Annotated in this window: 22 protein-coding genes and 1 riboswitch; of the genes, 20 read left to right on the top strand and 2 right to left on the bottom strand. The window is 30.2% G+C overall.

All coding sequences use genetic code 11. From position 1 onward, the window contains the following. Positions 1-194 precede the first annotated feature (194 nt). Positions 195-295, top strand: a riboswitch (glycine riboswitch). 166 nt (positions 296-461) lie between these two features. The 12 genes from JW646_RS05545 (at position 462) to JW646_RS05490 (ending at position 14,210) form a co-directional block, all read left to right on the top strand. Next, positions 462-824, top strand: coding sequence for a GrdX family protein (locus tag JW646_RS05545; protein ID WP_074920049.1), 363 nt, complete (start codon positions 462-464; stop codon positions 822-824). Positions 825-966: 142 nt separating this feature from the next. After that, complete coding sequence (locus JW646_RS05540) at positions 967-2,247, top strand: glycine/sarcosine/betaine reductase component B subunit (RefSeq protein ID WP_148558317.1); 1,281 nt, start codon at positions 967-969, stop codon at positions 2,245-2,247. Between the two features lie 12 nt (positions 2,248-2,259). Beyond that, complete coding sequence (grdB, locus tag JW646_RS05535; protein ID WP_228416869.1) at positions 2,260-3,567, top strand: glycine reductase complex selenoprotein B; 1,308 nt, start codon at positions 2,260-2,262, stop codon at positions 3,565-3,567. Between the two features lie 171 nt (positions 3,568-3,738). Further along, on the top strand, positions 3,739-4,677 hold the full coding sequence (trxB, locus tag JW646_RS05530) for a thioredoxin-disulfide reductase (RefSeq protein WP_228416868.1): 939 nt from the start codon (positions 3,739-3,741) through the stop codon (positions 4,675-4,677). Positions 4,678-4,771: 94 nt separating this feature from the next. Then, the gene (gene trxA / locus JW646_RS05525) at positions 4,772-5,089 is read left to right on the top strand and encodes a thioredoxin TrxA (RefSeq protein WP_074920054.1); all 318 of its coding nucleotides are present in this window, start codon (positions 4,772-4,774) and stop codon (positions 5,087-5,089) included. Positions 5,090-5,282: 193 nt separating this feature from the next. Further along, a complete protein-coding gene (grdA, locus tag JW646_RS05520; RefSeq protein WP_083399446.1) occupies positions 5,283-5,753 on the top strand; it encodes a glycine/sarcosine/betaine reductase complex selenoprotein A in 471 nt (156 codons plus the stop codon). Between the two features lie 91 nt (positions 5,754-5,844). After that, positions 5,845-8,412, top strand: coding sequence for a glycine/sarcosine/betaine reductase complex component C subunit beta (grdC, locus tag JW646_RS05515; protein ID WP_228416867.1), 2,568 nt, complete (start codon positions 5,845-5,847; stop codon positions 8,410-8,412). Positions 8,413-8,635: 223 nt separating this feature from the next. After that, on the top strand, positions 8,636-9,442 hold the full coding sequence (locus JW646_RS05510) for a formate/nitrite transporter family protein (protein ID WP_228416866.1): 807 nt from the start codon (positions 8,636-8,638) through the stop codon (positions 9,440-9,442). A gap of 263 nt (positions 9,443-9,705) precedes the next feature. Further along, complete coding sequence (locus tag JW646_RS05505; protein ID WP_228416865.1) at positions 9,706-10,617, top strand: sulfite exporter TauE/SafE family protein; 912 nt, start codon at positions 9,706-9,708, stop codon at positions 10,615-10,617. Positions 10,618-11,044: 427 nt separating this feature from the next. Continuing rightward, a complete protein-coding gene (locus JW646_RS05500; RefSeq protein ID WP_074920059.1) occupies positions 11,045-12,052 on the top strand; it encodes a proline racemase in 1,008 nt (335 codons plus the stop codon). Between the two features lie 75 nt (positions 12,053-12,127). Next, positions 12,128-13,009: a sulfite exporter TauE/SafE family protein gene (locus JW646_RS05495; RefSeq protein ID WP_074920060.1), complete on the top strand. Its 882-nt coding sequence runs from the start codon at positions 12,128-12,130 to the stop codon at positions 13,007-13,009. Positions 13,010-13,316: 307 nt separating this feature from the next. Next, the gene (locus tag JW646_RS05490) at positions 13,317-14,210 is read left to right on the top strand and encodes a sulfite exporter TauE/SafE family protein (protein WP_206925717.1); all 894 of its coding nucleotides are present in this window, start codon (positions 13,317-13,319) and stop codon (positions 14,208-14,210) included. Positions 14,211-14,298: 88 nt separating this feature from the next. Here the strand turns inward: JW646_RS05490 and JW646_RS05485 are convergent, their stop codons facing one another. Beyond that, complete coding sequence (locus JW646_RS05485) at positions 14,299-16,005, bottom strand: ABC transporter ATP-binding protein (protein WP_228416864.1); 1,707 nt, start codon at positions 16,003-16,005, stop codon at positions 14,299-14,301. Between the two features lie 192 nt (positions 16,006-16,197). Between JW646_RS05485 and rpoN the strand changes: the two genes are divergently transcribed. The 6 genes from rpoN to JW646_RS05455 all read left to right on the top strand — a co-directional run bounded on the left by rpoN (position 16,198) and on the right by JW646_RS05455 (position 21,769). Next, a complete protein-coding gene (gene rpoN / locus JW646_RS05480) occupies positions 16,198-17,541 on the top strand; it encodes an RNA polymerase factor sigma-54 (RefSeq protein WP_228416863.1) in 1,344 nt (447 codons plus the stop codon). Between the two features lie 18 nt (positions 17,542-17,559). Beyond that, a complete protein-coding gene (locus tag JW646_RS05475; protein WP_148558325.1) occupies positions 17,560-18,099 on the top strand; it encodes a chromate transporter in 540 nt (179 codons plus the stop codon). Beyond that, complete coding sequence (locus JW646_RS05470) at positions 18,099-18,683, top strand: chromate transporter (protein WP_074920065.1); 585 nt, start codon at positions 18,099-18,101, stop codon at positions 18,681-18,683. The genes JW646_RS05475 and JW646_RS05470 overlap by 1 nt, the downstream gene beginning before the upstream one ends. A gap of 127 nt (positions 18,684-18,810) precedes the next feature. Further along, positions 18,811-19,506, top strand: coding sequence for a DNA/RNA nuclease SfsA (sfsA, locus tag JW646_RS05465; RefSeq protein ID WP_228416862.1), 696 nt, complete (start codon positions 18,811-18,813; stop codon positions 19,504-19,506). A gap of 207 nt (positions 19,507-19,713) precedes the next feature. Then, on the top strand, positions 19,714-20,976 hold the full coding sequence (locus JW646_RS05460) for a 30S ribosomal protein S1 (RefSeq protein WP_228416861.1): 1,263 nt from the start codon (positions 19,714-19,716) through the stop codon (positions 20,974-20,976). Positions 20,977-21,055: 79 nt separating this feature from the next. After that, a complete protein-coding gene (locus JW646_RS05455; protein ID WP_148558328.1) occupies positions 21,056-21,769 on the top strand; it encodes a phosphatase in 714 nt (237 codons plus the stop codon). Positions 21,770-21,832: 63 nt separating this feature from the next. Here JW646_RS05455 and JW646_RS05450 read toward each other — a convergent pair whose 3' ends face one another. Further along, the gene (locus JW646_RS05450) at positions 21,833-22,708 is read right to left on the bottom strand and encodes a CPBP family intramembrane glutamic endopeptidase (protein ID WP_228416860.1); all 876 of its coding nucleotides are present in this window, start codon (positions 22,706-22,708) and stop codon (positions 21,833-21,835) included. A 267-nt stretch (positions 22,709-22,975) separates the two neighbouring features. Here JW646_RS05450 and ftsH point away from each other — a divergent pair, with 267 nt between their 5' ends. Both ftsH and JW646_RS05440 read left to right on the top strand, forming a co-directional pair. Beyond that, positions 22,976-24,997 carry an ATP-dependent zinc metalloprotease FtsH gene (gene ftsH, locus JW646_RS05445; protein WP_074920070.1) on the top strand — a complete coding sequence of 674 codons (2,022 nt, stop codon included), beginning with the start codon at positions 22,976-22,978 and terminating at the stop codon, positions 24,995-24,997. A 396-nt stretch (positions 24,998-25,393) separates the two neighbouring features. Further along, positions 25,394-26,542, top strand: coding sequence for an AI-2E family transporter (locus JW646_RS05440; RefSeq protein ID WP_148558331.1), 1,149 nt, complete (start codon positions 25,394-25,396; stop codon positions 26,540-26,542). Positions 26,543-26,609: the final 67 nt, after the last annotated feature.

Below are 26,609 nucleotides of genomic sequence, written 5' to 3'. Positions count from 1 at the left end.
TAAATTAATAAATATGGAAAAAAATAAATATATTGAAAAATATAAAAAAACTTGTTGCTTATTATAGAGATAATTAATTATAATCTAATTAAAATAGAAAAAAATTATAAATAAATAGAAACTTTAAATGAATGAATAATAAGACCATTATTATATTGCACAATAATTAGAATAATACAATTATTATATTAAGGATGACTATTACGGGAGAGACTTGTAAAAAAGCGCCGAAGGAATAAGCCAACATTAAGCGGATGTTGGTGATGATCTCAGGCAAAAGGACCGTAGTACGACTTAACTCTGGAAAGCAAGACATCATTAAGTTTAATCTATAAATATATGCACCGAAGGGGCAACTCTATGCAAATAGAGGAAAACTCTCAGGTTAAATACAGAGCAGAAAGCTAGGGGCTTTCTGCTATTTTATTGCAAAAAAATAGAACTGTTCTGGGGGATATAAAATGATAATAACTAACAACAATAAAGTATATGAAAAATACAAAAGTGATTATAAGGTTTATTATAAGGAATGCTCTTTTAAAGAAATCTTACTTTATGTAAGAGATAGAATTCATGAAGGACATATACTGTTAACTCACCCTCTGTCTAGTAGCATAAAACCAAATGAAACTCCATATAAATCAGTCCTAATATCTGATTATAAAGAATCCCTAGATTACAAATCTTTGACAATTATTGAAAATGCAATTTTAACATATGACAAATTTAAAAAAGATAAAGATTACACTGTTGAATTAACCAATAGAATAGTAGATGATTTTAAAATTGTAGATTTATCAATAATTGAAAACGCTCTCAAGTAAATAGAGCATATTTAGCAGAATTTATTATTCCATAGAAATAGTAATATGTTTTAATAGCACTTATTTTGTGCTTTTAAATAAATACCTAGTTCAAGTAAATAAAATTTTTGTAAATCAAATAAAATTTTTGGAGGTGATTTTTTTGAAATTGGAATTAGGATATGTAAAAATTAAAGACATATGTTTTTCTGATGTTTCAAAAGTGGAAGATGGAGTAATTTATGTTAATAAGCAAGAGTTAATTGACTTATTAATGGAAGATGAGAATATCAAATCAGTAGATTTAGAAATAGCAAAACCAGGGGATAGTATTCGTATTATGCCAGTTAAAGACGTTATAGAGCCAAGAGTTAAAGTTGAAGGACCAGGAGGAATATTCCCAGGCATGATGAATAAGGTAACAACAGTGGGCTCGGGAAAAACTAACGTACTTAAAGGTTCTGCTGTAGTAACAACAGGGAAAATAGTAGGTTTCCAAGAAGGAATAATAGATATGAGTGGAGAAGGGGCTAAATACACACCTTTCTCAGGGTTAAATAACTTAGTAGTAGTTTGTGAACCAGCAGATGGTTTAAAGCAACATAATCACGAAGAAGCTGTAAGATTTGCAGGATACAAAGCAGCTATATACTTAGGAGAGTTAGCTAAAGACATAACTCCAGACGAAGTAGAAGTTTATGAAACAGATTCAATAATAGAAGGATATAAAAAATACCCAGAACTACCAAGAGTAGCTTATGTGTATATGCTTCAAACTCAAGGATTATTACATGACACTTATGTTTATGGAGTAGATGCTAAGAAAACTATATCTACTTTAATAAATCCAACTGAAATAATGGATGGCGCAGTCGTAAGTGGTAACTGTGTTTCTGCATGTGATAAAAACACAACTTATCATCACTTAAATAACCCAGTTATACATGATTTATTTGAAAAGCATGGTAAAGAATTAAACTTTGTAGGGGTAATCCTTACAAATGAAAACGTTTATCTTGCTGACAAAGAGAGATCTTCTAACTGGAGTGCCAAACTAGCAGAGTTCTTAGGAGTTGATGGTGTAGTTATAACTCAAGAAGGATTTGGTAACCCAGATACAGACTTAATAATGAACTGTAAGAAAATAGAAGAAAAAGGAATAAAAACAGTTATAGTTACAGATGAGTATGCTGGTAGAGATGGAAAATCTCAATCATTAGCAGATGCGGATTCTTTAGCAAATGCAGTTGTAACAGGAGGTAATGCAAATGAGGTTGTTACCCTTCCTCCAATGGATAAAGTAATAGGATATCCAGAAGTTGCAGATGTTATAGCTGGTGGATTTGATGGAAGTTTACAACCAGATGGATCAATAGTTGCAGAGCTTCAAGTAATAACTGGAGCTACTAATGAACTTGGATTTAATAAATTAAGTGCAAGATAGTGAGAGGGGGGTTTGAAGATGATAAAAGTTGTTCAATATATAAATCAATTTTTCGCACAAATAGGTGGAGAAGAAATGGCTCATGTTAAGCCTGAAGTAAGAGAAGGTATAGTAGGGCCAGGTGTTGCTTTCAACGCAGCATTTAAAGGAGAAGCTGAGATAGTAGCTACTGTAATATGTGGTGATTCTTATTTCAATGAAAACTTAGAAGAAGCTAAAAAAGAAGTTTTAGAAATGGTTAAACAATATAATCCAGATATATTTATAGCTGGACCAGCATTTAATGCAGGTAGATACGGTGTTGCTTGTGGTACTATAGCTACAGCTGTACAAGATGAGTTAGGGATACCATCTTTAACAGGTATGTATATAGAAAATCCGGGTGCTGACATGTTCAAACAAAAAGTTTACATGGTACCAACTAGAAACTCTGCAGTAGGTATGAGAGATGCTGTTAAAGTTATGGCACCTCTTGCACTTAAATTAGGCAAAAAGGAACCTATAGGAGCATCAAAAGAAGAAGGATATATGCCAAATGGTGTAAGAAAGAACTTCTTTGATAGTGACAGAGGATCTAAGAGAGCTGTAGAGATGCTAATCAAAAAGTTAAAAGGAAAAGAGTTTACTACTGAATACCCAATGCCTAATTTTGATAGAGTAGAGCCAAATAAGGCTGTTGTTGATTTAAGTAGCGCTAAAATAGCTTTAGTTACTTCTGGAGGTATAGTTCCAAAAGGAAATCCAGATCATATAGAATCTTCAAGTGCTTCTAAATATGGCAAATACGATATAGGTTCATTCAAACATTTAAGTAGTGCTGATCATGAAACTGCTCATGGTGGATATGACCCAGTTTATGCAAATGAAGAGCCAGACAGAGTTTTACCAGTAGATGTTCTTAGAGAATTTGAAGAACAAGGTGTAATAGGAAGTTTACATCAGTACTTCTATACAACTGTTGGTAACGGAACTGCAGTTGCAAATGCTAAGAAGTATGCTGGTGAAATAGCTAAAGAATTAGTTGCAGATGGTGTAAATGCTGTAATCCTAACTTCTACGTGAGGTACTTGTACTCGTTGCGGTGCAACGATGGTAAAAGAAATAGAAAGAGCTGGAATACCAGTAGTACACATGTGTACAGTAGTTCCTATTTCTTTAACAGTTGGAGCTAACAGAATAGTGCCAACTATAGCAATACCTCATCCTCTTGGAAATCCAGCATTATCATTAGATGAAGAAAAGAAAATAAGAAAAGAGTTAGTTACAAAAGCATTAAAAGCTTTACAAACTGAAGTTGAAGACCAAACTGTATTTGAATAAAAACTCGATTTGCTTGAGCGACGTGTGGGCGAAACACTTCATGTGGCCAACAAGATGCGGATTTTACTACTTTAAGCCACTGCCTAGGCGCCATGAAATTTCAGACAGCTTTGTTGCTCACATTAAAGATTCTAGAATCTAAAAAATTTAATAATATGGGATGGGGATATAATGAGTAAAATATATGATGTTATTGTCATAGGAGGAGGTCCAGCAGGACTTTCAGCTGCATTATATGCAGGAAGAGCAAGACTTAGTACTTTAGTATTAGAAAAGAAAAAAGAAGGTGGTCAAATAGCATTAACTTCTGAGGTAGAAAACTATCCAGGATGCTTAGAAGGAGAATCAGGACCATCATTAATAGAAAGAATGCATAAACAAGTATTACACTTTGGCGCTGAATTTGCTATTGATAGTATAGAATCAGTTAATTTAGACGGTTCAGTAAAAGAACTAAAAGGTAAAAAAGACACTTATCAAGCTAAAGCTGTAATAATAGCTACAGGAGCTTCATCAAGACCAATAGGTTGTGCAAATGAAAAAGAATATATAGGAAAAGGCGTATCATATTGTGCTACATGTGATGGATCCTTCTTTGAAGATTTTGATATATATGTAGTTGGTGGTGGAGACACAGCAGTTGAAGAAGCGATGTTTTTAACTAAGTTTGGAAGAAGTGTAACAATAATACACAGAAGAGATGAACTTAGAGCTGCTAAATCCATACAAGATAAAGCATTTAAAAATCCTAAGATGAAGTTCATGTGGGATACAGTAGTTAAAGAGGTATCAGGAGATGGAATATTAAGTACTATGGTTGTTGAAAATGTGAAAACAGGTGAATTAACAACTATAGAAGCTGACGAAGAAGATATGACATTTGGACTATTCGGATTCGTTGGGTATGTTCCAAAAACAGATATGTTTAAAGATATGTTAACTATGGAAAAAGGTTATATAGTAACTGATGAAAATATGAAGACTAATATAGATGGAGTATTTGCTGCAGGAGATGTTAGAGTTAAGTCTCTAAGACAAGTGGTAACTGCAGCAGCAGATGGAGCTATAGCAGCTGTTCAAGTTGAAAAATATATAGAAAATTTGGGATAATTGAGGCAAGGAGTTGTCTTTAAGAGACATGTGGGCGAATTATTTTGCTTTGCTGCAGACAACGACCTTGATTAAATAAAAAGGAGGTAAAAAAATGTTAGTAGTAGATAAAAATACTTTTAAAACAGAGGTCCTTGAAAATGAAGGATATGTATTAGTAGATTTCTTCGGTGATGGATGTGAGCCATGTGCAGCTTTAATGCCTACAGTTGAGGCTTTAAGTGAAAAATATGGAGAACAATTGAAGTTCACTAAATTAAATACAACTAAAGCAAGAAGACTTGCTATAAGTGAGAAAATACTAGGCTTACCAGTTATTGCTATATACAAAGATGGAGTTAAAGTTGAAGAAGTTGTTAAAGAAGATGCAACTGAAGAAAACATCGAAGCAATGATCAAAAAATATCTATAAAATTGGTTATGATCATAGGGCCAATGATTTGTCATTGAGCCACGTGTAGGCGAATCATTTTGTTCTCGCTTGAGACAACGACCTTGCTTAAGATATTTATAAAAACTAGTTTATAAAAATGATGGATGTGTGATGGTAAGTTAGTTATATGTCTGTTGTTAAAATAAAAAAATAAGGACAGGAGGTATTTCTAATGAGTATATTAGAAAATAAGAAAGTCATCATAATAGGTGACAGAGATGGTATTCCTGGTCCAGCAATAGAAGAATGTGTTAAGACAGCTGGTGGAGAGGTTGTTTTCTCTTCAACTGAATGCTTTGTCTGAACTGCTGCTGGAGCAATGGACCTAGAAAACCAAAAAAGAGTAAAAGAATTTGCTGAAGAATTTGGTTGTGAAAATGTTGTTGTTATGTTAGGTGCTGCAGAAGGTGAAGCTGCAGGACTTGCTGCAGAAACTGTAACTGCAGGAGACCCAACATATGCAGGTCCATTGACAGGAGTCCAGTTAGGACTTCAAGTATACCATGCTTGTGAGCCACAAGTAAAAGAAGAATTTGATGCTAGTGTTTATGACGAGCAAATAGGTATGATGGAAATGGTATTAGATGTTGATGATATAGTAGGTGAAATGTCATCTATAAGAGAACAATTCTGTAAATATTAAGAAAATCTACAAAGATTAAAATAATTTAGCTAATCGATAAAGAGTATTTGAGCTTTTATCGATTAGCTAATTTCAAAATAGGGGGAACAATATGAATAGTGTATTAAAAGCAGCAGGATACATACTTGCTCATACTCCTGATATGGTAATTCATAACGGGACTACTCAAACTACTGAGAGAGTAGTTAATCCAGATTCTGAGTATTTAAAAGTATTAAAAGATCATTTAAGAACTTATGATGATGTGGTAAAATACCCACCAAATCAAGCCTATATAGGAAATATAACTCCAGATGAATTATCAAAATATGCAATGCCTTGGCATGATAAAGAAGCTCCAGACGCAAGTAAATATGGTAAGTTTGGAGAAATAATGCCACAAGAAGAATTTATAGGATTAATGCAAATATGTGATGTATTTGATTTAGTTAAATTAGAAAAAAACTTTGCATCTTTAAGTAAAAATTTATTAATCGAGAACAAACTAATTTCATCTGATTTAGTTGGACAAATTAAAGAAGGTGAAGAATTAGATACGATAATGAAATTTATAGAAGAAGAGCATGCGGAGCCTTTATATAATAATGGAGAAGTAGTAGGTTGTGTAAAAAATGCTCATGATGTAGACACTAACTTATCTGCGCATGTTCTGTTTGAAAACTTAGTATCAAAAGCTTCTTGCGCTTTTTCTATAATTAATATGCTTGATAAAAATAATATAAATAAAGATGACATAGATTATGTTATAGATTGTTGTGAAGAAGCATGTGGTGATATGAACCAAAGAGGTGGAGGAAACTTTGCCAAAGCTGCTGCTGAAATAGCAGGACTAAACAATGCTACAGGATCAGACGTTAGAGGATTCTGTGCAGGACCTGCTCATGCGATGGTTCATGCTGCTGCTCTTGTAAAAAGTGGCACATTCAAAAACGTAATAGTTTGTGCTGGTGGTTCTACTGCAAAACTTGGTATGAACGGAAAAGACCATGTTAAAAAAGGTATGCCAATACTTGAAGACATGGTTGCTGGATTTGCAGTATTAGTAAGTGAAAACGACGGGGAAAGCCCAGAAATAAGAAATGATATTGTGGGACGTCACACTGTAGGAACTGGTTCTTCTCCTCAAGCAGTAATTAGTTCTTTAGTTAGTGAGCCACTTGAAAAAGCGGGAATGAAAATAACTGATATACAAAAATATTCTGCAGAAATGCAAAACCCAGATATAACTAAGCCAGCAGGAGCTGGAGACGTACCTAATGCTAACTACAAAATGATAGGTGCACTAGCTGTTAAAATGGGCAACTTAGATAGAAAAGAATTACCTTCATTTATAGAAAAACATGGTATGGTAGGTTGGGCTCCAACTCAAGGACATATACCATCAGGAGTACCTTATCTAGGATTTGCTAGAGAAGATATAATGGCAGGTACTGTTAAAAATGCCATGATCGTTGGTAAAGGAAGTTTATTCCTTGGAAGAATGACAAACCTATTTGATGGTATTTCATTTGTAATAGAAGAAAACCAATCTAAGAAATTCCAAGGTTTAGAAGAAGATGAAGCCGTAGATGTAAAAATACCTAAAATAGCAATAACTACTATAGGAAGTGAACATGGTGAAAAGAATGTTATAGAAGGAGCTTTAAAAGCTATAAAATCAAACATTTCAGTTACTACTATAGGTAGTGAGTCTGCTGAAGGTTTAAAACATGTTAAAACTGACTGTGAAAAAGAAGCACATGAATTAATGGAAGATCTTTTAGATAGTAAGAAAGTTGACGGTGCAGTAACTATGCACTATCCATTCCCAATAGGAGTATCTACAGTTGGTAGAGTAATAACTCCTGAAAAAGGAAGAGAAATGTTCATAGCAACTACTACAGGAACTTCTTCTGCTGACAGAGTAGAAGGAATGGTTAAAAACGCTATCTACGGAATAATAACTGCTAAAGCTTGTGGAATAAAAAAACCAACAGTTGGAATAGCTAACGTAGATGGTGCTAGACAAGTTGAAATAGCTCTTAAAACATTAAAAGAAAAAGGTTATGATATAAACTTTGCACAGTCTGATAGAGCAGATGGTGGGGTAGTTATGAGAGGTAATGACTTAATGACGGCCTCAGCTGACGTAATGGTCACTGATTCATTAACAGGAAACTTATTAATAAAAATGTTCTCTGCTTATAACTCAGGTGGAAAATATGAATCTGTAGGTTATGGATATGGACCAGGAATAGGCAAAGATTTCAATAAATTAATAATGATTATATCAAGAGCATCAGGAGCACCAGTTATAGAAGGTGCAATCAAGTTTGCAGCTGAACTTGTAAATAATAATGTTCATAATATATCAAAAGAGGAATTTGCAAAAGTTGAAAAAGCTGGATTTAGTGAAGTTTTACAAGGATTAAAAAAATCTAAACCTCAAGTATCTGCAACAACTGAAGAAAATGTAGAAGCACCTGAAAAGGAAGTTGTAACAGAGCAAATATCTGGAGTAGATGTAATGGATTTAGAAGATGCAGTGAAAGTTTTATGGAAAAATAAGATCTATGCTGAGAGTGGAATGGGTTGTACTGGACCGATAGTACTTGTTAGCCCTGCTAATGTAGATAAATCTAGGGCGTTATTAATAGAAGCAAAATTTATAAGTGAATAATATTTATGAAAAAGTTGTATCTTAGTAGATGTGAATCTGCTAAGATACAACTTTTCTTATATAAAATATAAAAATAACAAAACACAAATATAAAATTTTTATACTTGTATATAAGTTTTTGTTTTAAAAAATATTTAAAAATATAAACTAATGTGATAAAATAACAATGTTGTATACAAAGTACAAATTAAAATTATAATCAACAAAAGAATAGGAGAAAAAAATGAACCAAGAAACATTAGACTTATTAGCTCATAAAGCTGAAGTTAAAGTTGAAACACTTAATGATAGCAAGATAAAATATATAGTTTCGTCTATTTTTGCAGGTATGTTCATAGGTTTAGGATGCATACTAATATTCACTATAGGTGGAATGTTCCATGCATCAAATTTTTCAGGGACTAATTTACTAGTGGGAATATCTTTCTCATTTGCTTTAAGTATGGTAATACTATTAGGATATGAGTTATTTACAAGTAATACAATGGTTATGGTTGTGGGATCTTTAGCAAAAGCAGTTAGTGTAAAAGATACTTGTAGAATATTATTATATAGTTATGGTGGGAATTTATTAGGAGCACTTTTAGTATCAGGTTTATTTATTGGAACTGGTATGGGAAGCACAGGATCAACTATAGAGTACTTTGCTTATGCAGCTGCTCATAAAATAGAGACAGGATCAGTTCAGTTGATATTCCAAGGAATACTATGTAACATTTTAGTTTGTGCATCTGTTTTAGGTGCATACAAAACTAAGGATGAAGCAGGTAGAATATTAGTTGTATTTCTTTGTCTATTTGCATTTGTTACAAGCGGATTCCAACATTGCATCGCAAATATGACAACATTAATAACTTGCCTTTTATCACCATTACCTAATACAGTAACAATAGGTGTAGCAGCATCTCACATATTATTTGTTACAATTGGTAATATAATAGGTGGAGGACTATTCTTAGGAGCAGGAACTTACTTATTATCTAAGGAAAAAACTAAAAAGAATAAAGAACAACTAAGCAAAGCTTGTTAATTGATATAAAACCTTTCTTGAAGATAATCAAGAAGGTTTTTTTTTATTGTAAGGATTTAATATATTATATGTTTTAAGATAAAATATAAAATTTAACTTTTTAATGGATTAACAATTATGATTTTAATGTTTTGATTACTCAAATTGTTGAGAAAATATAGTGTCTTAGAATAAATAAATTCTTTATAAATAAATATTCTAAATTAAATGAATAATACATATATAATAAGAAAATAAAAAATGAAAAGGAGGGAATATTAGTTATGTTAAACGCTATAAGAGTAGTTTGGGCAGTATTAATGGCATTTTATTACTTTGTGTTTATTAAAGATTATAAGCAAGTTAAGTTATCGGGTGAACTAGATGATGTTAGCGTAGGAAAAGTAAGTGTTGTGGGATTTATCACTAATTTCTTTGATACTTTAGGTATAGGCTCCTTTGCACCTACAGTAGCATTTAATAAGTTCTTGAAAATGGGCGTAAGAGATAAGGATTTACCAGGACTATTAAATGTTGGAGATACTTTACCAGTTATGTGCGAAGCGATAATATTTACTACAGTTATAGATGTTGAACCTATAACATTAGTAACAATGTTAGCAGCATCAGCAGTAGGTTCTTGGTTAGGTGCTGGTATAATATCTAAATTAGATGAAATTAAAATTCAAAAGATTATGGGAATTGCTTTATTAGTAACAGGAGTTTTAATGACTTTAGGCGCATTAAACTTAATGCCTGGTGGTGGAGAGGCTATAGGTCTTACGGGAATAAAATTAGTTATAGGGATTGTAGGAAACTTTATACTTGGAGCGTTAATGACGGCAGGTATAGGACTTTATGCACCATGCATGGCTTTAGTTTACTTTTTAGGAATGTCTCCAGCGGTTGCTTTTCCAATAATGATGGGATCATGTGCTACACTAATGCCAGTATGTTCAGTTAAATTTATGAAAGAAGGAGCGTATCCTAGAAAAGCTGCATTATTACTTGGATTATTTGGAGCAATAGGAGTATTCATAGCTGCATATATAGTTAAATCATTGCCACTTAATATACTGAGATGGTTAGTAATTGCAGTTATATTATATACTTCTATATCTATGTTGATTTCAGCATATAAGAAAAAAGACTCTGAAGATAAGAGTAGTACAGAAAACAATGAAAATGATAAATAAAAAAATAACGATTGTATATAAAAAAATAATGAAAAATTGCAAAATGCATATAAAAATTAACAAATAAATACAAAACGAGATAAAATTAATGTTAAATATATACCATACTTCCTACGTATGGTATATATTTTTTGTAATAAAAAAGCATTATAGAAAAATGTGAAAATTTTGTTGAATAGTTGAGATTAATTAACTATAATGAAAATAGGTAAATAGATGAGTTGTAAAAAGTGGTCGATTAATGACAGAAAATTTACATTTTTTACGGTGATGGTATTCGCGCTATATATACATTTTATTGTCAATTTATTAACGTTAAGAAGTAAATGTAGACGCTGAAACCGTTTTTTTATCTATTTATCATAGATTAATTCAATAAATATATTATAAATATTTATTTTAATAATGATTTTAGGGGGACAGGCAAATGAAATTTTCAAGAAGCATTCAAGCAATTGACTCTCATACTATGGGAGAACCAACAAGAATAGTTACAGGAGGAATTCCTAATATAAAAGGTAATACTATGGCTGAGAAAAAAGAGTATTTAGAAAAAAATCTTGATCACTTAAGAACAGCTATAATGTTAGAGCCAAGAGGACATAATGACATGTTCGGTTCAATAATAACTCAACCTTGTGATCCAACTGCTGATTTTGGTATCATATTCATGGATGGTGGAGGATACCTAAACATGTGTGGACATGGTTCAATAGGAGCTATAACTGTTGCTATAGAAACAGGAATGGTAGATATGGTAGAGCCAGTTACTCATGTTAGAATGGAAGCTCCAGCAGGAATGATAGAAGCAGAAGCTAAAATAGTTGATGGAAAAGTTAGAGAAGTATCTTTCGTAAACGTTCCAGCTTTCTTATACAAAAAAGACTGTGAAATAGAAATGGCTCCTTATGGAAAAATAAAATTTGATATATCATTTGGAGGAAGTTTCTTTGCAATAGTTCATGCAAAACAATTTGGTGTTAAAGTTGAGGCTAAAAATACTCAATTATTAAACAACATAGGTATGGAAATGATGGAAATAGTTAACAGAGAAATAGCAGTACAACATCCAACTCTAGATCACATAAAAACAGTTGATTTAGTTGAAATATATGACGATCCTACTCATCCAGAAGCAACTTACAAAAACGTTGTTATATTTGGTCAAGGTCAAGTAGATAGATCTCCATGTGGAACTGGTACAAGCGCTAAACTTGCTACTTTATATGCTAAAGGGGAAATAAAAGAAGGAGAAAACTTTGTATACGAAAGTATATTAGGAACTCTTTTCAAAGGTAAGATAGTAGGTCTTGATAAAGTTGGTGAATTTGATGCAGTAAGACCTGAAATAACTGCAGCAGCTTATATAACAGGATTCAATCATTTTGTTATAGATGATGAAGATCCAGTTAAGTATGGTTTTATATTAAAATAGCATCTAATTCAATAGCTTAATTAAGATTTCAACTATAAATATAATAATACAAAATAAAATAGGGGGAATCATATTATGGTTAATATTGTAAGAGTAATTTGGGCCATTATAATGTCTGTTTATGGATACTTCTTCATAAAAGATTACAGACAAGTATCTGCAGCAGGTGAATTGGATGATGTAAGTGTAGGAAAAGCAGGTTTTGTAGGTTTTGCTACAAACTTCTTTGATACATTAGGGATAGGATCATTTGCACCAACAGTTGCATTGAACAAATTTATGAAAATGGGAGTTAGAGATAAAGAACTTCCAGGACTATTAAATGTTGCTGACACTCTTCCAGTTATGTGTGAAGCAGTAATATTCACTACAGTAATAGAAGTTGATCCAGTAACACTAATATCTATGCTTGCAGCAGCGGCTTTAGGTTCATATCTTGGAGCTGGTGTAATAGCTAAAATGGATGAAGTAAAAATCCAAAAGGTTATGGGAGTTGCACTATTAATAACTGCTATATTAATGATATGTAAACAATTAGGTTTAATACAAGGTGGAGGAAATGCTATAGGACTTACTGGAGCAAAGTTGGTTATAGCTGTAGTAGGTAACTTCATACTTGGGGCTTTAATGTCTGCAGGTATAGGATTATATGCACCATGTATGGCATTAGTTTATTTCTTAGGAATGAACCCACAAGTTTCTTTCCCAATAATGATGGGATCTTGTGCAACATTAATGCCAGTTGGATCAGTTAAATTCATAAAAGAAGGAGCTTATCCAAGAAAAGCGGCTTTAATAATAGCTTTATCTGGAACAGTTGGTGTATTTGTAGCTGCATACTTAGTTAAATCTTTACCAATGAATGTATTAACTTGGTTAGTTATAGCTGTTATATTCTATACTTCAGCATCTATGTTAATGGCTGCTCGTAAATCTAGTAAAAAAATAGAAGCATAATTAAAATTAAGTGATTGCAATGTATTTTAATAAGAATATGTCACGATTAATCGTGACATATTTTTTTTATGTACAAAAGAATTTACTGATATAAACTTTGTTAAATAAAGTGATATCAATGTATACAAAGTTATATAAAAAAATTTTATGTTCAAAAATAAATTTATGTAAATATTAATAAATTGATTGAATAACTTTTAACAAATTATTATAATAATAAAAAGGTAAAAGTTTGACAGCTTGAAAAGTACTGTTGAACTGTATTTTGCACTAAAAATAAAAGATAAATTTTAGGGGGAATTAACCAATGTTATTAGCATTAAGAGGAATTCTATTATCTTTAATGGGTGTTTATTACTACACGTTCTTTAAGGATTTTAGACAAGTAAAGGAAGCAGGAGAATTAGATAGTCCTTCTGGGGTGAAAGTTGGAGCCCTAGGCTTGATAGCTAACTTCTTTGATACGTTAGGAATCGGCTCATTTGCAATTATAGTAGCCGCAAACAAATTCTTTAAAATTGGCATAAAAGATAAAGAACTCCCAGGATTTTTAAATGTTGGATGTTGTTTACCAGTTATGTGTGAAGCATTTATATTTACTACAGTAATTGAAGTAGATCCTGTAACATTATTCTCTATGCTAATAGCTGCAGCTGTAGGTTCCTATATTGGTGCAGGAATAATAGCTAAGATGGATGAAGCGAAAATACAATTAGTAATGGGACTAGCTCTTTTAGCTACATCAGTGTTAATGTTTTGTAGTAAAATGGGATACATGCCAGGTGGTGGAGATGCAATAGGGCTTTCTGGAGCTAAACTTGTTATAGGTGTTGTAGGTAATGCAGTTCTTGGAGCCTTAATGACAGCTGGTGTTGGTTTATTTGCACCATGTATGGCATTAACTTATTTCCTAGGATTATCACCACAAGTTACATTTCCAATAATGATGGGATCTTGTGCAATGCTACAACCGGTATCTTCTGTTAAGTTTATAAAAGAAGGAGCGTACCCAAGAAAAGCTTCATTAATAGTAGGCTTATGTGGAGTAGTTGGTGTATTTATAGCAGCATTTATTGTTAAGTCATTACCAATAGAAACTCTAAAATGGGTTGTAATGGCAGTTCTTGTTTACACTGGTGCTAGTATGATATCCGGTGCAATGAAAAACCTAAAAAAACAATCTAAAGTAGTTATAGAATAATAAATAGGTAAATTTATTATTTAATATATTATGAGGTTGAATCAATGATTCAACCTCATTTTAATTTTTGTATAAAGAGAATTATTTATTAAGCTATATTATTGCTTTGAATAGTATATAAACTATAGAAATATCCTTTTTCATTTAATAAATCGTTGAAATTACCCATTTCAATGATTTTTCCATTTTTCATTACAATAATTTCATCATAGTTAATTAAAATACTTTTGATTAGCTTATGAGTAACTGTTATTAAAGTTAAATCATTTAGGTCTAAAAGAGATTTTTCTAAGTTGTAAGCTGTTTCATTATCAAGGGCAGAAGTAGATTCATCTAAAATTAGTATTTGTGTATTATTTATTAAAGCTCTTGCAATAGCGATTCTTTGCTTTTCACCACCTGATAATTTATTGCCATTTTCGCCAACCAAAGAATTAATCCCTTTAGGCAATCTATTAATCAATTTACTTAACCCAGATCTTTCACATGAACTTAAAATTTCATCATCACTATGATTAGAATAAAGTCTTATGTTTTCTTTTATGCTATCATCAAACACAAATACATTTTGTTGAATCATAGAAATATTTTTATATAAATCAGAGCTATAAATATTTTTTAAATCATTATGGTCAATAATTATTTTCCCTTCATAATCACTATAATATCTCATAAGAAGCTTTATCAAAGTACTTTTACCAGATCCACTTTCACCAACAATAGCATACTTTTTATTCTTACTTATTTTCAAATTAATATCATCTAAGGCCTTTCTTTCTTCGCTATAAGAAAAGTTAAGGTTTTTAATTTCTATAGAATTTGTAAAATTATCTAATTTAGTATTTTCAAAACTATCTTTAGTATCTTCTAAAATATTTTCTATTTTATTAGCGATAAGAGATACAGACCTAATTTGATTTATTAATGATATACTCAATTTTACAGGACCAACAATATGAGTGCTTAGTTGAATGATTATTATAGCAGTACCAACAGTTATACTTTTTTTGTACATAAGATATCCACCAAGAAGAAGAACTCCTAGATAAATAGTAACGCTAAATGACAAAGAAAACCCTCTTATTATTGCCTCTAAAACAGAGTAATTTTTCTTAGAAGTTTCCACATTATTTGATGCAGTATTAAAAATCTCGTTAATTTTATTACTTATATTAAACCCTTTAATTACTTCAAATCCAGAAAATAAATCTTTTGTAACAGAAGTAACCTGCTCTAAATTTTCAGAGTACTCATTTTTTTGAATAACTAATTTTTTTGATAAAGTATTGGGGATAATAAACCCTAAAATTCCAAAAATAGAAATGAAAATTACTATACTTGGACTAATTGAAAATAATACAACTAATGAAATTGCAAAGGATATAATACATGATATAACTTGGAAAAGATTATTAAAAAAGCTATCTTCTATGATTTTTATATCATTATATAAAATAGAAATATATTTTCCGCTGTTATCTAAAGAAAAGTCTTTTATATCCTTATTTATTACTTTAGAAAAAATGTCTGTTCTCAGATAATTTACAGTATTTTTAATATAGGAAGACATAACAAGACCATCTATATATTCTGTTACAAACATAATTACTATTAAAGATATACTAGTTATAGTAATAGTTGAAAACTTACTACTGTCACCACTTGCAAATATATCTACTATAAACCCCATTAGAAAATCAAAGCAAATACTTGCTAGAGCAACTAAAGAGATGGTTATTATTCTACATAAAAATTGATATTTATATTTTAATGTATATTGCCATAAAGTTTTCATATTACCTCCTTGAAATTTTAATATGATAAATTTAAATACGTTAAGATTTATTATACATGTATTTTGTTGAATTAAGTAATAAAGATTTATTGAAGTGTTTAAATATATTAACTATAATGGATTTAGATATTTAAATTTACAAATAATAGATTTGTAATAATTATTGTAAATATTGAAAAGGGGATAAAATGTATGAACTTAAATAATAGATTAGATATAATTCAATCACAAAAGCTTGTTATGACAACTCAATTAAAACAATCCCTAGATATTTTAAACATGAGCAATTTAGAGTTAGAAGATGAAATAAAAAGAGAATCAGAAGAAAATCCAGTCTTAGAAATAGAAAATAAGGGAGATATAGATTGGGAGGAATTTGCTAAAAATATTGATAACAAAAGTTATAATATAAAAAGTTATGATTTAGATAATGATTTTACTTTAGAAAATTTGGCAAGATATGAAAATAACCTATATGATTATGTCAAAGAACAGTTAGGGTTTTTAAAATTAAGCAATAAAGAAAAAGAAGCTTGTGAGTACATTGTTGACTGCTTAGATAAAGATGGATATTTGGGAACTGATGAAAAATTCATACTTGATGAATTAAATATAGATAACAATTATTTTGAGAAGTGTTTAAAAAATATTCAGCAATTAGAACCTAGTGGAATAGGGTCTAGAAGTCTTAGTGAGTGTTTACTAATTCAAATGAGAAACAAAAACATAAATGACCATATTTTAAAATCTATTATAGTTGAAGATTTAAACTTAATAGGACAAAATAAAATAAAATTTATTAGCAAAAAATATGATATAAGCATTGAAGAGTGTGTAGAATATATTGAACAAATTAAAGAATTCGACCCAAAACCAGGAAGATTATGTAGCAATGAAAAAACAGTCTATATTCAACCAGATGTTACTGTAAGAAAAATTGATGGAGAATTTATTGTTTATATGAATGATAATGATAATTTTCATTTATGCATAAATAATTATTATAAAAGTGTACTAACTAGCTCTTCATCTGATGAAAATGCTAAAGAGTTTATAAAAAATAAACTTAATCATGCTCTTAATCTTTTGAAAAACATAGAAACAAGAAAAAGCACTATATTGAAAATAGCAGAAGTAATAGTAAGAGAACAAAAAGAGTTTTTTAATAAGGGAGCTAAATATATTAAACCAATGAGATTGAAAGATATAGCCTTAGATCTTGGATATCATGAGTCTACAATTAGTAGAGGCATTAATAGTAAATATATGTTAACACCCTTTGGTTTATTTGAATTTAAATACTTTTTTAGTACAGCAATTCAAAGTGATGAAGAAGAGGGAACATCAAGTACTAAAATTAAAAATATGATAAAAGAGTTTATAAATAAAGAAGACAAACTAAAGCCTTTGAGTGATGACAAAATATGCAAATTATTAAAAGATAAAGGAATAACAGTAGCCAGAAGAACAGTAGCAAAATATAGAGAAGAAATGAATATATTATCTTCTTCTAAAAGAAAACGATTTGTTAAATAGACAAATAGGAGGCAATATATGAAAGAATTAATGGATTTATTTATTACATTTGCAAGAGTTGGGGTACTTACATTTGGAGGTGGATACGCAATGCTTCCAATTTTACAAAGAGAAATTGTAGAAAAAAATGATTGGGCAACTGATGAAGAACTTATGGATTACTATGCTATAGGACAATGTACTCCAGGTGTAATAGCAGTAAATACAGCCACGTTTATAGGACAGAAAAATAAAGGTATAGTAGGAGGCATTGTTGCAACGCTAGGTGTTGTAATGCCATCCCTTGTTATAATAACAGCAATTGCAGCCTTTATAAGCAACTTTTCTGATCTAGCAATAGTAAAAAATGCATTTGCAGGAGTTAGAGTATGTGTTTGTGTGCTTATATTTAATGCTGTAGTTAAACTTTGGAAAAGCTCAGTAGTTGACAAGGCCACTCTTATTATTTTTGTTGGTGTATTTTTAGGTTCTGTATTTACAGACTTATCACCAATATTATTCGTGGTTATTACTGCTATAGCTGGTATAATAGTCAAAAATATGGAGGTGAAGCATTAATGATTTATCTTCAATTATTTTTTGAGTTTTTTAAGACGGGGTTATTTGCAGTAGGAGGAGGAATGGCAACGCTTCCTTTTCTTTATGATATGGCAGATAAAACAGGATGGTTCACATCAGGTCAACTTGCAGATATGATAGCAGTTTCAGAATCAACACCAGGGCCAATAGGTGTAAATATGGCTACATATGTAGGATATACAACAGCAGGAATAGGAGGAGCGATAATAGCAACTTTAGGACTTGTAATACCATCCATTATAATTATAATAATAATATCTTATTTTTTAAAATCCTTTAGAGAAAATAAATATGTAGATGCAGCATTTTATGGTCTTCGTCCAGCATCTACAGGACTTATTGCAGCTGCAGGTATGACTGTAGTTACGATAACGTTACTTCAAATGGATTTATTTAAAAGTAGTGGGAAAATATTAGATTTATTTAACTGGAAATCTTTGATACTAGCAATAATAATTTATTTGTTATCAAATAATATAAAACAAACTAAAAAACTTCATCCAGTATTCTTTATAGCGGGATCTGCTATAGTAGGAATAATATTTGGATTTGCAGGTGTATAAAAGTAGTATGAGGAGCAATAAAAATTATTGCTCCTCATACTACTTTAAAGATTAAAAATAATTTTAATATTTAAAGAATGGGTATAATATTTTTAAGCATAAGTCAATGAGTAAATAGGAGAATAAAATGAAATATGATAATATGATAAAAGCTAAGTTTATAGAAAGACCTAATAGATTTGTAGCTTATTGCGATATAAATGGGGAAGTTGAAAAAATTCATGTGAAAAACACAGGTAAATGTAAAGAGCTATTAGTACCTGGATATGAAGTATATTTAGAAAAAAGTAATAATCCTGCTAGAGCAACAAAATATTCTCTAATAGCAGTTAGAAAAGGTGATAGACTAATTAATATGGACTCTCAAGTAACTAATAAAATGGTTTATGAAGCGCTAGAAGATAAATCATTAATATTGCCAGGATTTGATGAAGAAATAACTTTAATAAAACCCGAAAAAACATACGGTAATTCTAGATTTGATGTTTATGTAGAAGGAAATACTAAAAAAGGATTTATAGAAGTTAAGGGATGCACACTAGAAATAGATGGTGTAGTAAAATTTCCAGATGCAAAGACAGAAAGAGGAGTAAAACACGTTAAAGAGTTAATCAAGGCTAAGGAGGAAGGGTATTTAGCCTACATAATTCTTGTTATCCAGATGGAGGATGTACTTTATTTCACTCCTAATATAGATATGCACAAAGAATTTGGGGATGCGCTCAAAGAAGCAGATGAAAAAGGAGTTAAAGTTCTAGCTTACGATTCAAAAGTAGAAATTGACAATATAACACTGAATAACCCTGTAAAAGTAATGTTATAAAAAGAAGGCAAAGCTACTAAAATACGTGAAAATTACAACAATATAATTGATAAATTTACTGAATGAAGTTAAGATACTATTGTAAAGTAAAATATTTTGAAAATAATTGAAAAATACTGACAAAATATTGTATAAATCTGTAAGCATTTGAAATTTTAATGGTATAATATAAAAAAGTAAGATTATTAGGTGAAAGGATGTATAACAATGACTAAAGAATTATCTATGCAAGAGCTGCTAGACCAACAAGACCAACTACTTAGTTCAATAAAAGTTGGAGAAACTATAGCAGGAACTATAACTAAAATAAATAATGATGAAGTAACTGTAGGACTTAATATAGGTTTTGACGGAGTAATCCCAGTAAGTGAATTAAACTTACAAAAAAATCAAGAGGTTTCTGATGTATATAAAGTTGGAGATGAAATATCTGCTGTTATAACTAAAGTATCAGAAAAAGACTGCACATTAAAATTATCTAAATTAAGACTAGATATGGTAGCTGATAAAAAAGAATTAGAAAATGCACATGCTGAACATAAAATATTAACTACAAATGTAGTAAAAACTATACAAAGAGGGGTATTTGCTGCATACAAATCAGTTGAAATATTCATACCAATATCTCAATTAAATACTAAATTTGTAAGTGATACAAAAGAATATCAAGATGCTAATTTAGAAGTTTATATAATAGAATTCAACGAAAAAGCTAATAAAATAGTAGGTTCACATAGAGAAGTATTACAAGAACGTTTAGACCAAGAAAGAAAAGCTAGAAAAGAAAGAATTCAAGCTGAAAGAGAAGAACAAAGACAAAAAGCGAGAGAAGAAAGAGCTGCACAAAAAGCTAGAGTTAAAGCAGAGAAAGAAGCTTTAGTGGATTCTTTAGAAGTTGGACAAAAAAGACACGGTAAAGTAACTAATATAGTAAGTTACGGAGCTTTCATCGATTTAGGTGGAGTTGAAGGTTTAGCTCATATAAACAACTTATCTTGGAAGAGAGTAGAATCTGTAGAAGACATGCTACAAGTTGGACAAGAAGTTGATGTTTATATATTGGATGCAAACAAAGAAACAGGAAGAATTGGCTTAGCATTAAAAGACATAAACAATGATCCATGGGATTTAATAGCTAAAGAAGTAAATGTTGACGATATAATAACTGGAAAAGTTGTTAGAATAATAGAAAAAGGTGCTTTTGTTGAAATAAAAGAAGGTGTAGAAGCATACTTACCAATATCTCACTTAAAAGAAGAAAGAGTTGCAAATGTAAGTAGTGTTGTAAATCCTGGAGATGAAGTAACAGTTAGAGTATTAACTTTCGATCCATCTCATAAGAGAATGTCTGTATCTATAAAAGACGTTAATAAAGAGCCAGAAGAAGATTACAGTGAATTCTTAAACAAAGAAGAAGACTTAGGATCAACTATAGGTGATTTATTAAAAGGAAAGCTAGATAATCAATAATAAACACACTTAAGCCATATTGCAAAAGCTATATGGCTTTTAACATATGATAAATTTTGCAATGAAGGAGAAGACGTAAATGAAGGGTATAATTGATTTACACACTCATGCTCTATCTAGTGGGCATGCATATAGCACAGTAAAAGAAAACATAGAATATGCCAAAATAAACGGTTTAAAATACTATGGTTTATCTGACCATGGCATAAATATGCCAGGTGGGCCACATCTATTTTACTTTCAAAATTTAAAAGTATTACCCAGGGAAATAGACGGTGTTAGAATTCTTAAAGGAATGGAAGCCAACGTTATAGATTATGATGGAAAGATTGATGTTGAAATTGATAAGTATATAAAAGGTTTAGACTATATAATAGCAAGCCTTCATACAGTATGTTTGGAGCCTGGAACAAAAGAAGAAAATACGAGAGCAACATTAAATGCTATGGACCATGAGTTAGTAAAGATTATAGGTCATCCAGATGATGGAAGATATTTATTGGATTATGAAGCTATTGTTAAAAAGGCGAAGGAAAAGAATATATTATTAGAGGTAAATAATTCATCACTAAATCCAGGGTCATTTAGACCAAATGCTCGTGAAAATTATATAGAGCTACTTAATTTATGTAAAGAACATCAGGTAAGAATTATTTTAGGAAGCGATGCTCATATTTGCTATCAAGTTGGTATTTTTGATAATGCAGAAAAGTTACTAGATGAGGTTGGTTTTCCAAAAGAATTAGTTATTAATTATGATGAAGATGAGATATTAAAATTTTTAAAATTATAAAATTAAAATATAAATTTTAACTAAAGCCATACTATGAATTAGCATGGCTTTTATTTTGCAATTTTAATTTTTACTTTCTACTATAAATCCTGTACTAATTTTAGGAGCAAATCCTCCACGGAGATGTTTTTTATTTTTAAGTATAAACTTAATAAAGAAGAACATTCCTACAACAAATAATACTGAGCCAAATAATAAAGAAACCATGGCATCTGTATTAGTTAATGGAGTAGTATTAGTGGCTGAATGAATATTTAGTTGAGGTAAAAATGCAATTAAATTATTAAAAAAATGAACTGTCATTGGAATTAGTATATTTTTATATTTTATGTATAAAATACAGCAAGCAATACCAAAAACAAAAGCACCAATTACAGCTAATTCAATATGTAAAAGGCCAAATACTAAAGAAGAGATAGCCATTCCTATGTAAATATTAAACTTTCTGCTAATTCTTTTGAAAATAATAGCTCTAAAAAATAATTCTTCCATAATAGGAGCACCAACAACGGTAATTAGCATGGATATAAATAAACCAGTATAAGTGGAAACTTCTGATACAGATGACTCAGATAGAAGTTCATTTAACATGTTTGGCAAAGTAAAATAAACAATGCCAATTGATAATAAACTAATACCCATAGAAAGACATAGTTGAGTAGCAATAACGCTACCCAGTTCTTTTATATTTACTTTTTTAAAATAATCTTTAACCATTAATTGTAACTTATTTTTATTAACTCTAAATTTGTACAAAAGTACAAGTATAAATAAACTTGTAGATATTAAAGATAATAAATTATCATTGTCTATTAAATTAATATCATTAGTAAAGTAAATAATAAAAGCTCCTAAAATTACAATGATCATAGTGAAAATATACCAAAATATAGCTGGTATAATCTTAACTTCGTTAAATTCTTTTGTAAAATCCAACATATTGTTCCTCCTAATATTTATATAATAATAATTCACAATAAATTCATACTAACACTATATAATTATTTATTATAAAAAATGTGAAAAATACACAAAATCAATATAAACATAAAAATATAGTATCAGAAACATTGACAAAATACCTTATTAATTTTACTATCTTATATAAGTCATTTTATAGCTTTATAACATTATATTTAATGTTTAAGACATATATGATGGGTATATATAGTAATAAATATAGAATAATTATTTAGGAGATATCTTATGAAAGAGAAAAAACCTCAAAAAAAATCATGGTTATATTATTATGGGATAATACTTCTTTTACTCGTAGCACTTAATTCTTTTATATTTCCGTCGCTATACAATATGAGCGGGAAAGTTGAAGAAGTGGACTACGGAAAATTCCTTACAATGGTGGATGAAGGAAAAGTAAACCAAGTAGATATTGAAGGTTCAAAACAAATAACTTTCAAAACAAAAGCAGATAAAGATAAAGTTTATATAACTGGGCAAGTAAATGACTCTGACTTAGTTGAACGTTTATATAAAGCAAAAGTCAAATTTGGTAAAAGCATACCAAAAGAAGACTCACCAATTGTAGAAATTATTCTTTATTGGGTGTTACCAACAATCTTAATGATTGCTTTATTAAACTTTATGATGAGAAAAATGACAGGTAGAATGGGTGGAAGAGGCGGCCCTATGCAGTTTGGTAAAAGTAATGCCAAAATATACGTAGAAGCACAAACTGGTAAAACTTTTGCAGATGTGGCAGGGCAAGATGAAGCAAAAGAGTCATTAACTGAAATAGTTGACTTCCTACACAATCCTAAAAAGTACGAAGAAATAGGTGCATCTATGCCAAAAGGAGCCTTGCTTGTTGGCCCTCCAGGTACAGGAAAAACTTTACTTGCTAAGGCAGTTGCAGGAGAAGCAAAAGTACCATTCTTCTCAATCTCAGGATCTGAGTTTGTGGAAATGTTTGTTGGTATGGGTGCTGCAAAAGTTAGAGATTTATTTAAGCAAGCCCAAGAAAAAGCTCCATGTATTGTGTTTATAGACGAAATTGATACTATAGGTAAAAAACGTGATGGTGGCGGAATGGGTGGTAATGACGAGAGAGAACAAACTCTTAACCAATTACTTACTGAAATGGATGGATTTGATGGCAAAAAAGGTGTTGTAATACTTGCAGCAACTAATAGACCAGAATCTCTTGACAAAGCCCTACTTAGACCAGGTCGTTTTGACAGAAGAGTACCAGTAGAACTTCCAGATTTAAAAGGTCGTGAAGACATACTAAAAGTTCATGCAAAAAATGTTAAAATGGATGAAGATGTTGATTTTAATGGAATAGCAAGAGCAACTGCTGGAGCTAGTGGTGCAGAACTTGCAAATATAGTGAACGAAGCAGCACTAAGAGCTGTTAGACTTGGAAGACACAAAGCAACTCAAGCAGATTTAGAAGAATCAGTAGAAGTAATAATAGCAGGATACCAAAGAAAAGCAGCTGTAATTTCTCCAAGAGAAAAGAAAATAGTAGCTTATCATGAAATAGGCCATGCACTTGTGGCAGCGAAACAAACAGAATCTGCACCAGTGCATAAGATTACGATTATTCCTCGTACATCTGGGGCGCTAGGATACACTATGCAGGTCGAAGAAGGTGAAAGAGTACTTATGTCTAAGGAAGAAGCTTTCAACAAAATAGCGACCTTTACAGGCGGTCGTGCTGCGGAAGAGATAATATTCAATTCTTTCACAACAGGTGCGTCTAATGATATAGAACAAGCCACAAGAATAGCAAGAGCTATGGTTACTCGTTACGGTATGAGTGAAGAGTTTGATATGATGGCTCTTGAAACAATAAACAATCAATATTTAGGTGGAGATGCATCACTTATGTGTTCACCAGAAGCATCTGCTAAGATTGATAGAGAAGTATTAAGTATAATAAAATCAGCTCATGATAAAGCTAGAAAAATATTAGAAGAAAATATTGATAAACTACATGAGCTATCAGACTTCTTATTAGAAAAAGAAACTATAACAGGCGAAGAGTTTATGGAAATCTTAAACGGAAAATCTGTGGCAGAAGTAAAGGAAGAACATGATGCTAAAGAAGCAGCTAAAAAAGAAGTAGAAAGAGTTGAGCTTGAAGCAATAAAAGAGCAGGAAAAAAGAGCACAAGAACAACAAAAACGTATTGAAGAAGAAATTGAAAGAGTAGATGGAAATACTGAAGTAGATGATTCTAATACTACAGAGGATGAAGAAAAGTAAATTTAATATTAGTAAGTATTTTTAGCACCAATGTAAAAGTTGGTGCTTTTTTATATGCAAATACTTTTGATAAAAGAGGGGGGAACAAAAATGTTACTACCTTTAGTTTTATACAGCATGACAATGTTTATCAAGTTACAAAAACTTCTTAAGTAATCATAGATAGGTACACATGGCTTATTTATTGATCTGTATAGATATATAAGCTTAATTAAAATACTCTACTTAAAAAGATGTATTAATGTGATTTCAGTATTTATATAAAAATTGATAAAATTATACAACATATGGTTATTTTTTTTCAATAGAGGTACAATCTATTTATAGGAAACAATATATAATTAAAATTGAAATATATAGTAATAAATATAATATATATTTTTGGAGGACATAAGAATGAACAAACTAAAAGACTTAAAATTAAAAAATCAACTTATAATATCTACATATATAATGATTTTTCTTTTATTTATACTAAAACCAACACTAATACCAAATTTATTTAGCAAGCTTGCAATAGCATTTAAGCCATTTATAATAGGTGGAGTTATTGCTTTTTTAATAAATTTACCAATGAAACTTATTGAAGAAAAAATTGTTAAGCCTTTGTGTAAAAATAATAGAAAGCTATCAAAGTTTTCAAGAACCATATCTTTAGTATCTACACTTGTAATAGTAGTAGTTTTAATTGGGGTATTTATTAGTTACATAGTACCTCATTTAGCCGATAGTTTAAGCATTTTGACTAATGGCATACCTAGTTATATAAATAGTTTACAAAGTGAAATAATGAGTAGAGTAAATGATTTAGAAATGTTAAAAAATACATCTTTTGACATACAATCTATGATACAAAAATTCTTAACTTTTGTTCAGAATGTTATTAATATGTTTATTTCTAATATTTTTAATTTCACTATAGGAATAACAAATTTCTTTATGAATTTATTCTTGGGAATAATAATATCAATATACATATTGATTAGTAAAGAAAAGTTGATTTTACAATTTAAAAAGCTTATATATGCATTTTTAAATGAAAAAAAATGTGAAAGAATAATGTATATATTAAAGTTAACAAATAATAAATTTTCTAAATTTATACTGGGTCAATCAATGGATGGATTAATACTAGGAACGGCATTTTTTATAGTGTTTTCCTTAGTTAAAATACCGTTTGCCCTATTAATAAGCATAATGATACCTATTTTAAATTTCATTCCTATATTTGGGACCTATGTAGGAATTGCTATATCAGCATTTATAATTTTAATGGTAAAACCAACATCAGTTTTATTGTTTTTAGTTTTAGTATTTACAATTCAACAATTAGATGGAAAATTTGTTTATCCTTTTGTAGTAGGAAATTCTTTAGGTCTTTCTCCTTTATGGATATTGTTAGCTATTGTTGTAGGAGGAAACTTATTTGGTGTAGTGGGTATGATACTTGGAATGCCTCTTACTAGCGTAGTTTATGAGTTATCATCAAAAGCAATAAATGAAAGAATTAAGAATAAAAATATTATATTTAATAAGATTGAATAAAAAAAAATTATGTACAAAATGATTTTTTTTGTTGACAAATATTATCAAAATGCATAGTATAAATATT

The organism is Terrisporobacter hibernicus, assembly GCF_020809405.1.
GTDB classification, from domain to species: domain Bacteria; phylum Bacillota; class Clostridia; order Peptostreptococcales; family Peptostreptococcaceae; genus Terrisporobacter; species Terrisporobacter petrolearius.
The sequence above is the reverse complement of the archived record's forward strand: the minus strand, read 5'-3'. Positions and strand labels throughout refer to the sequence as shown.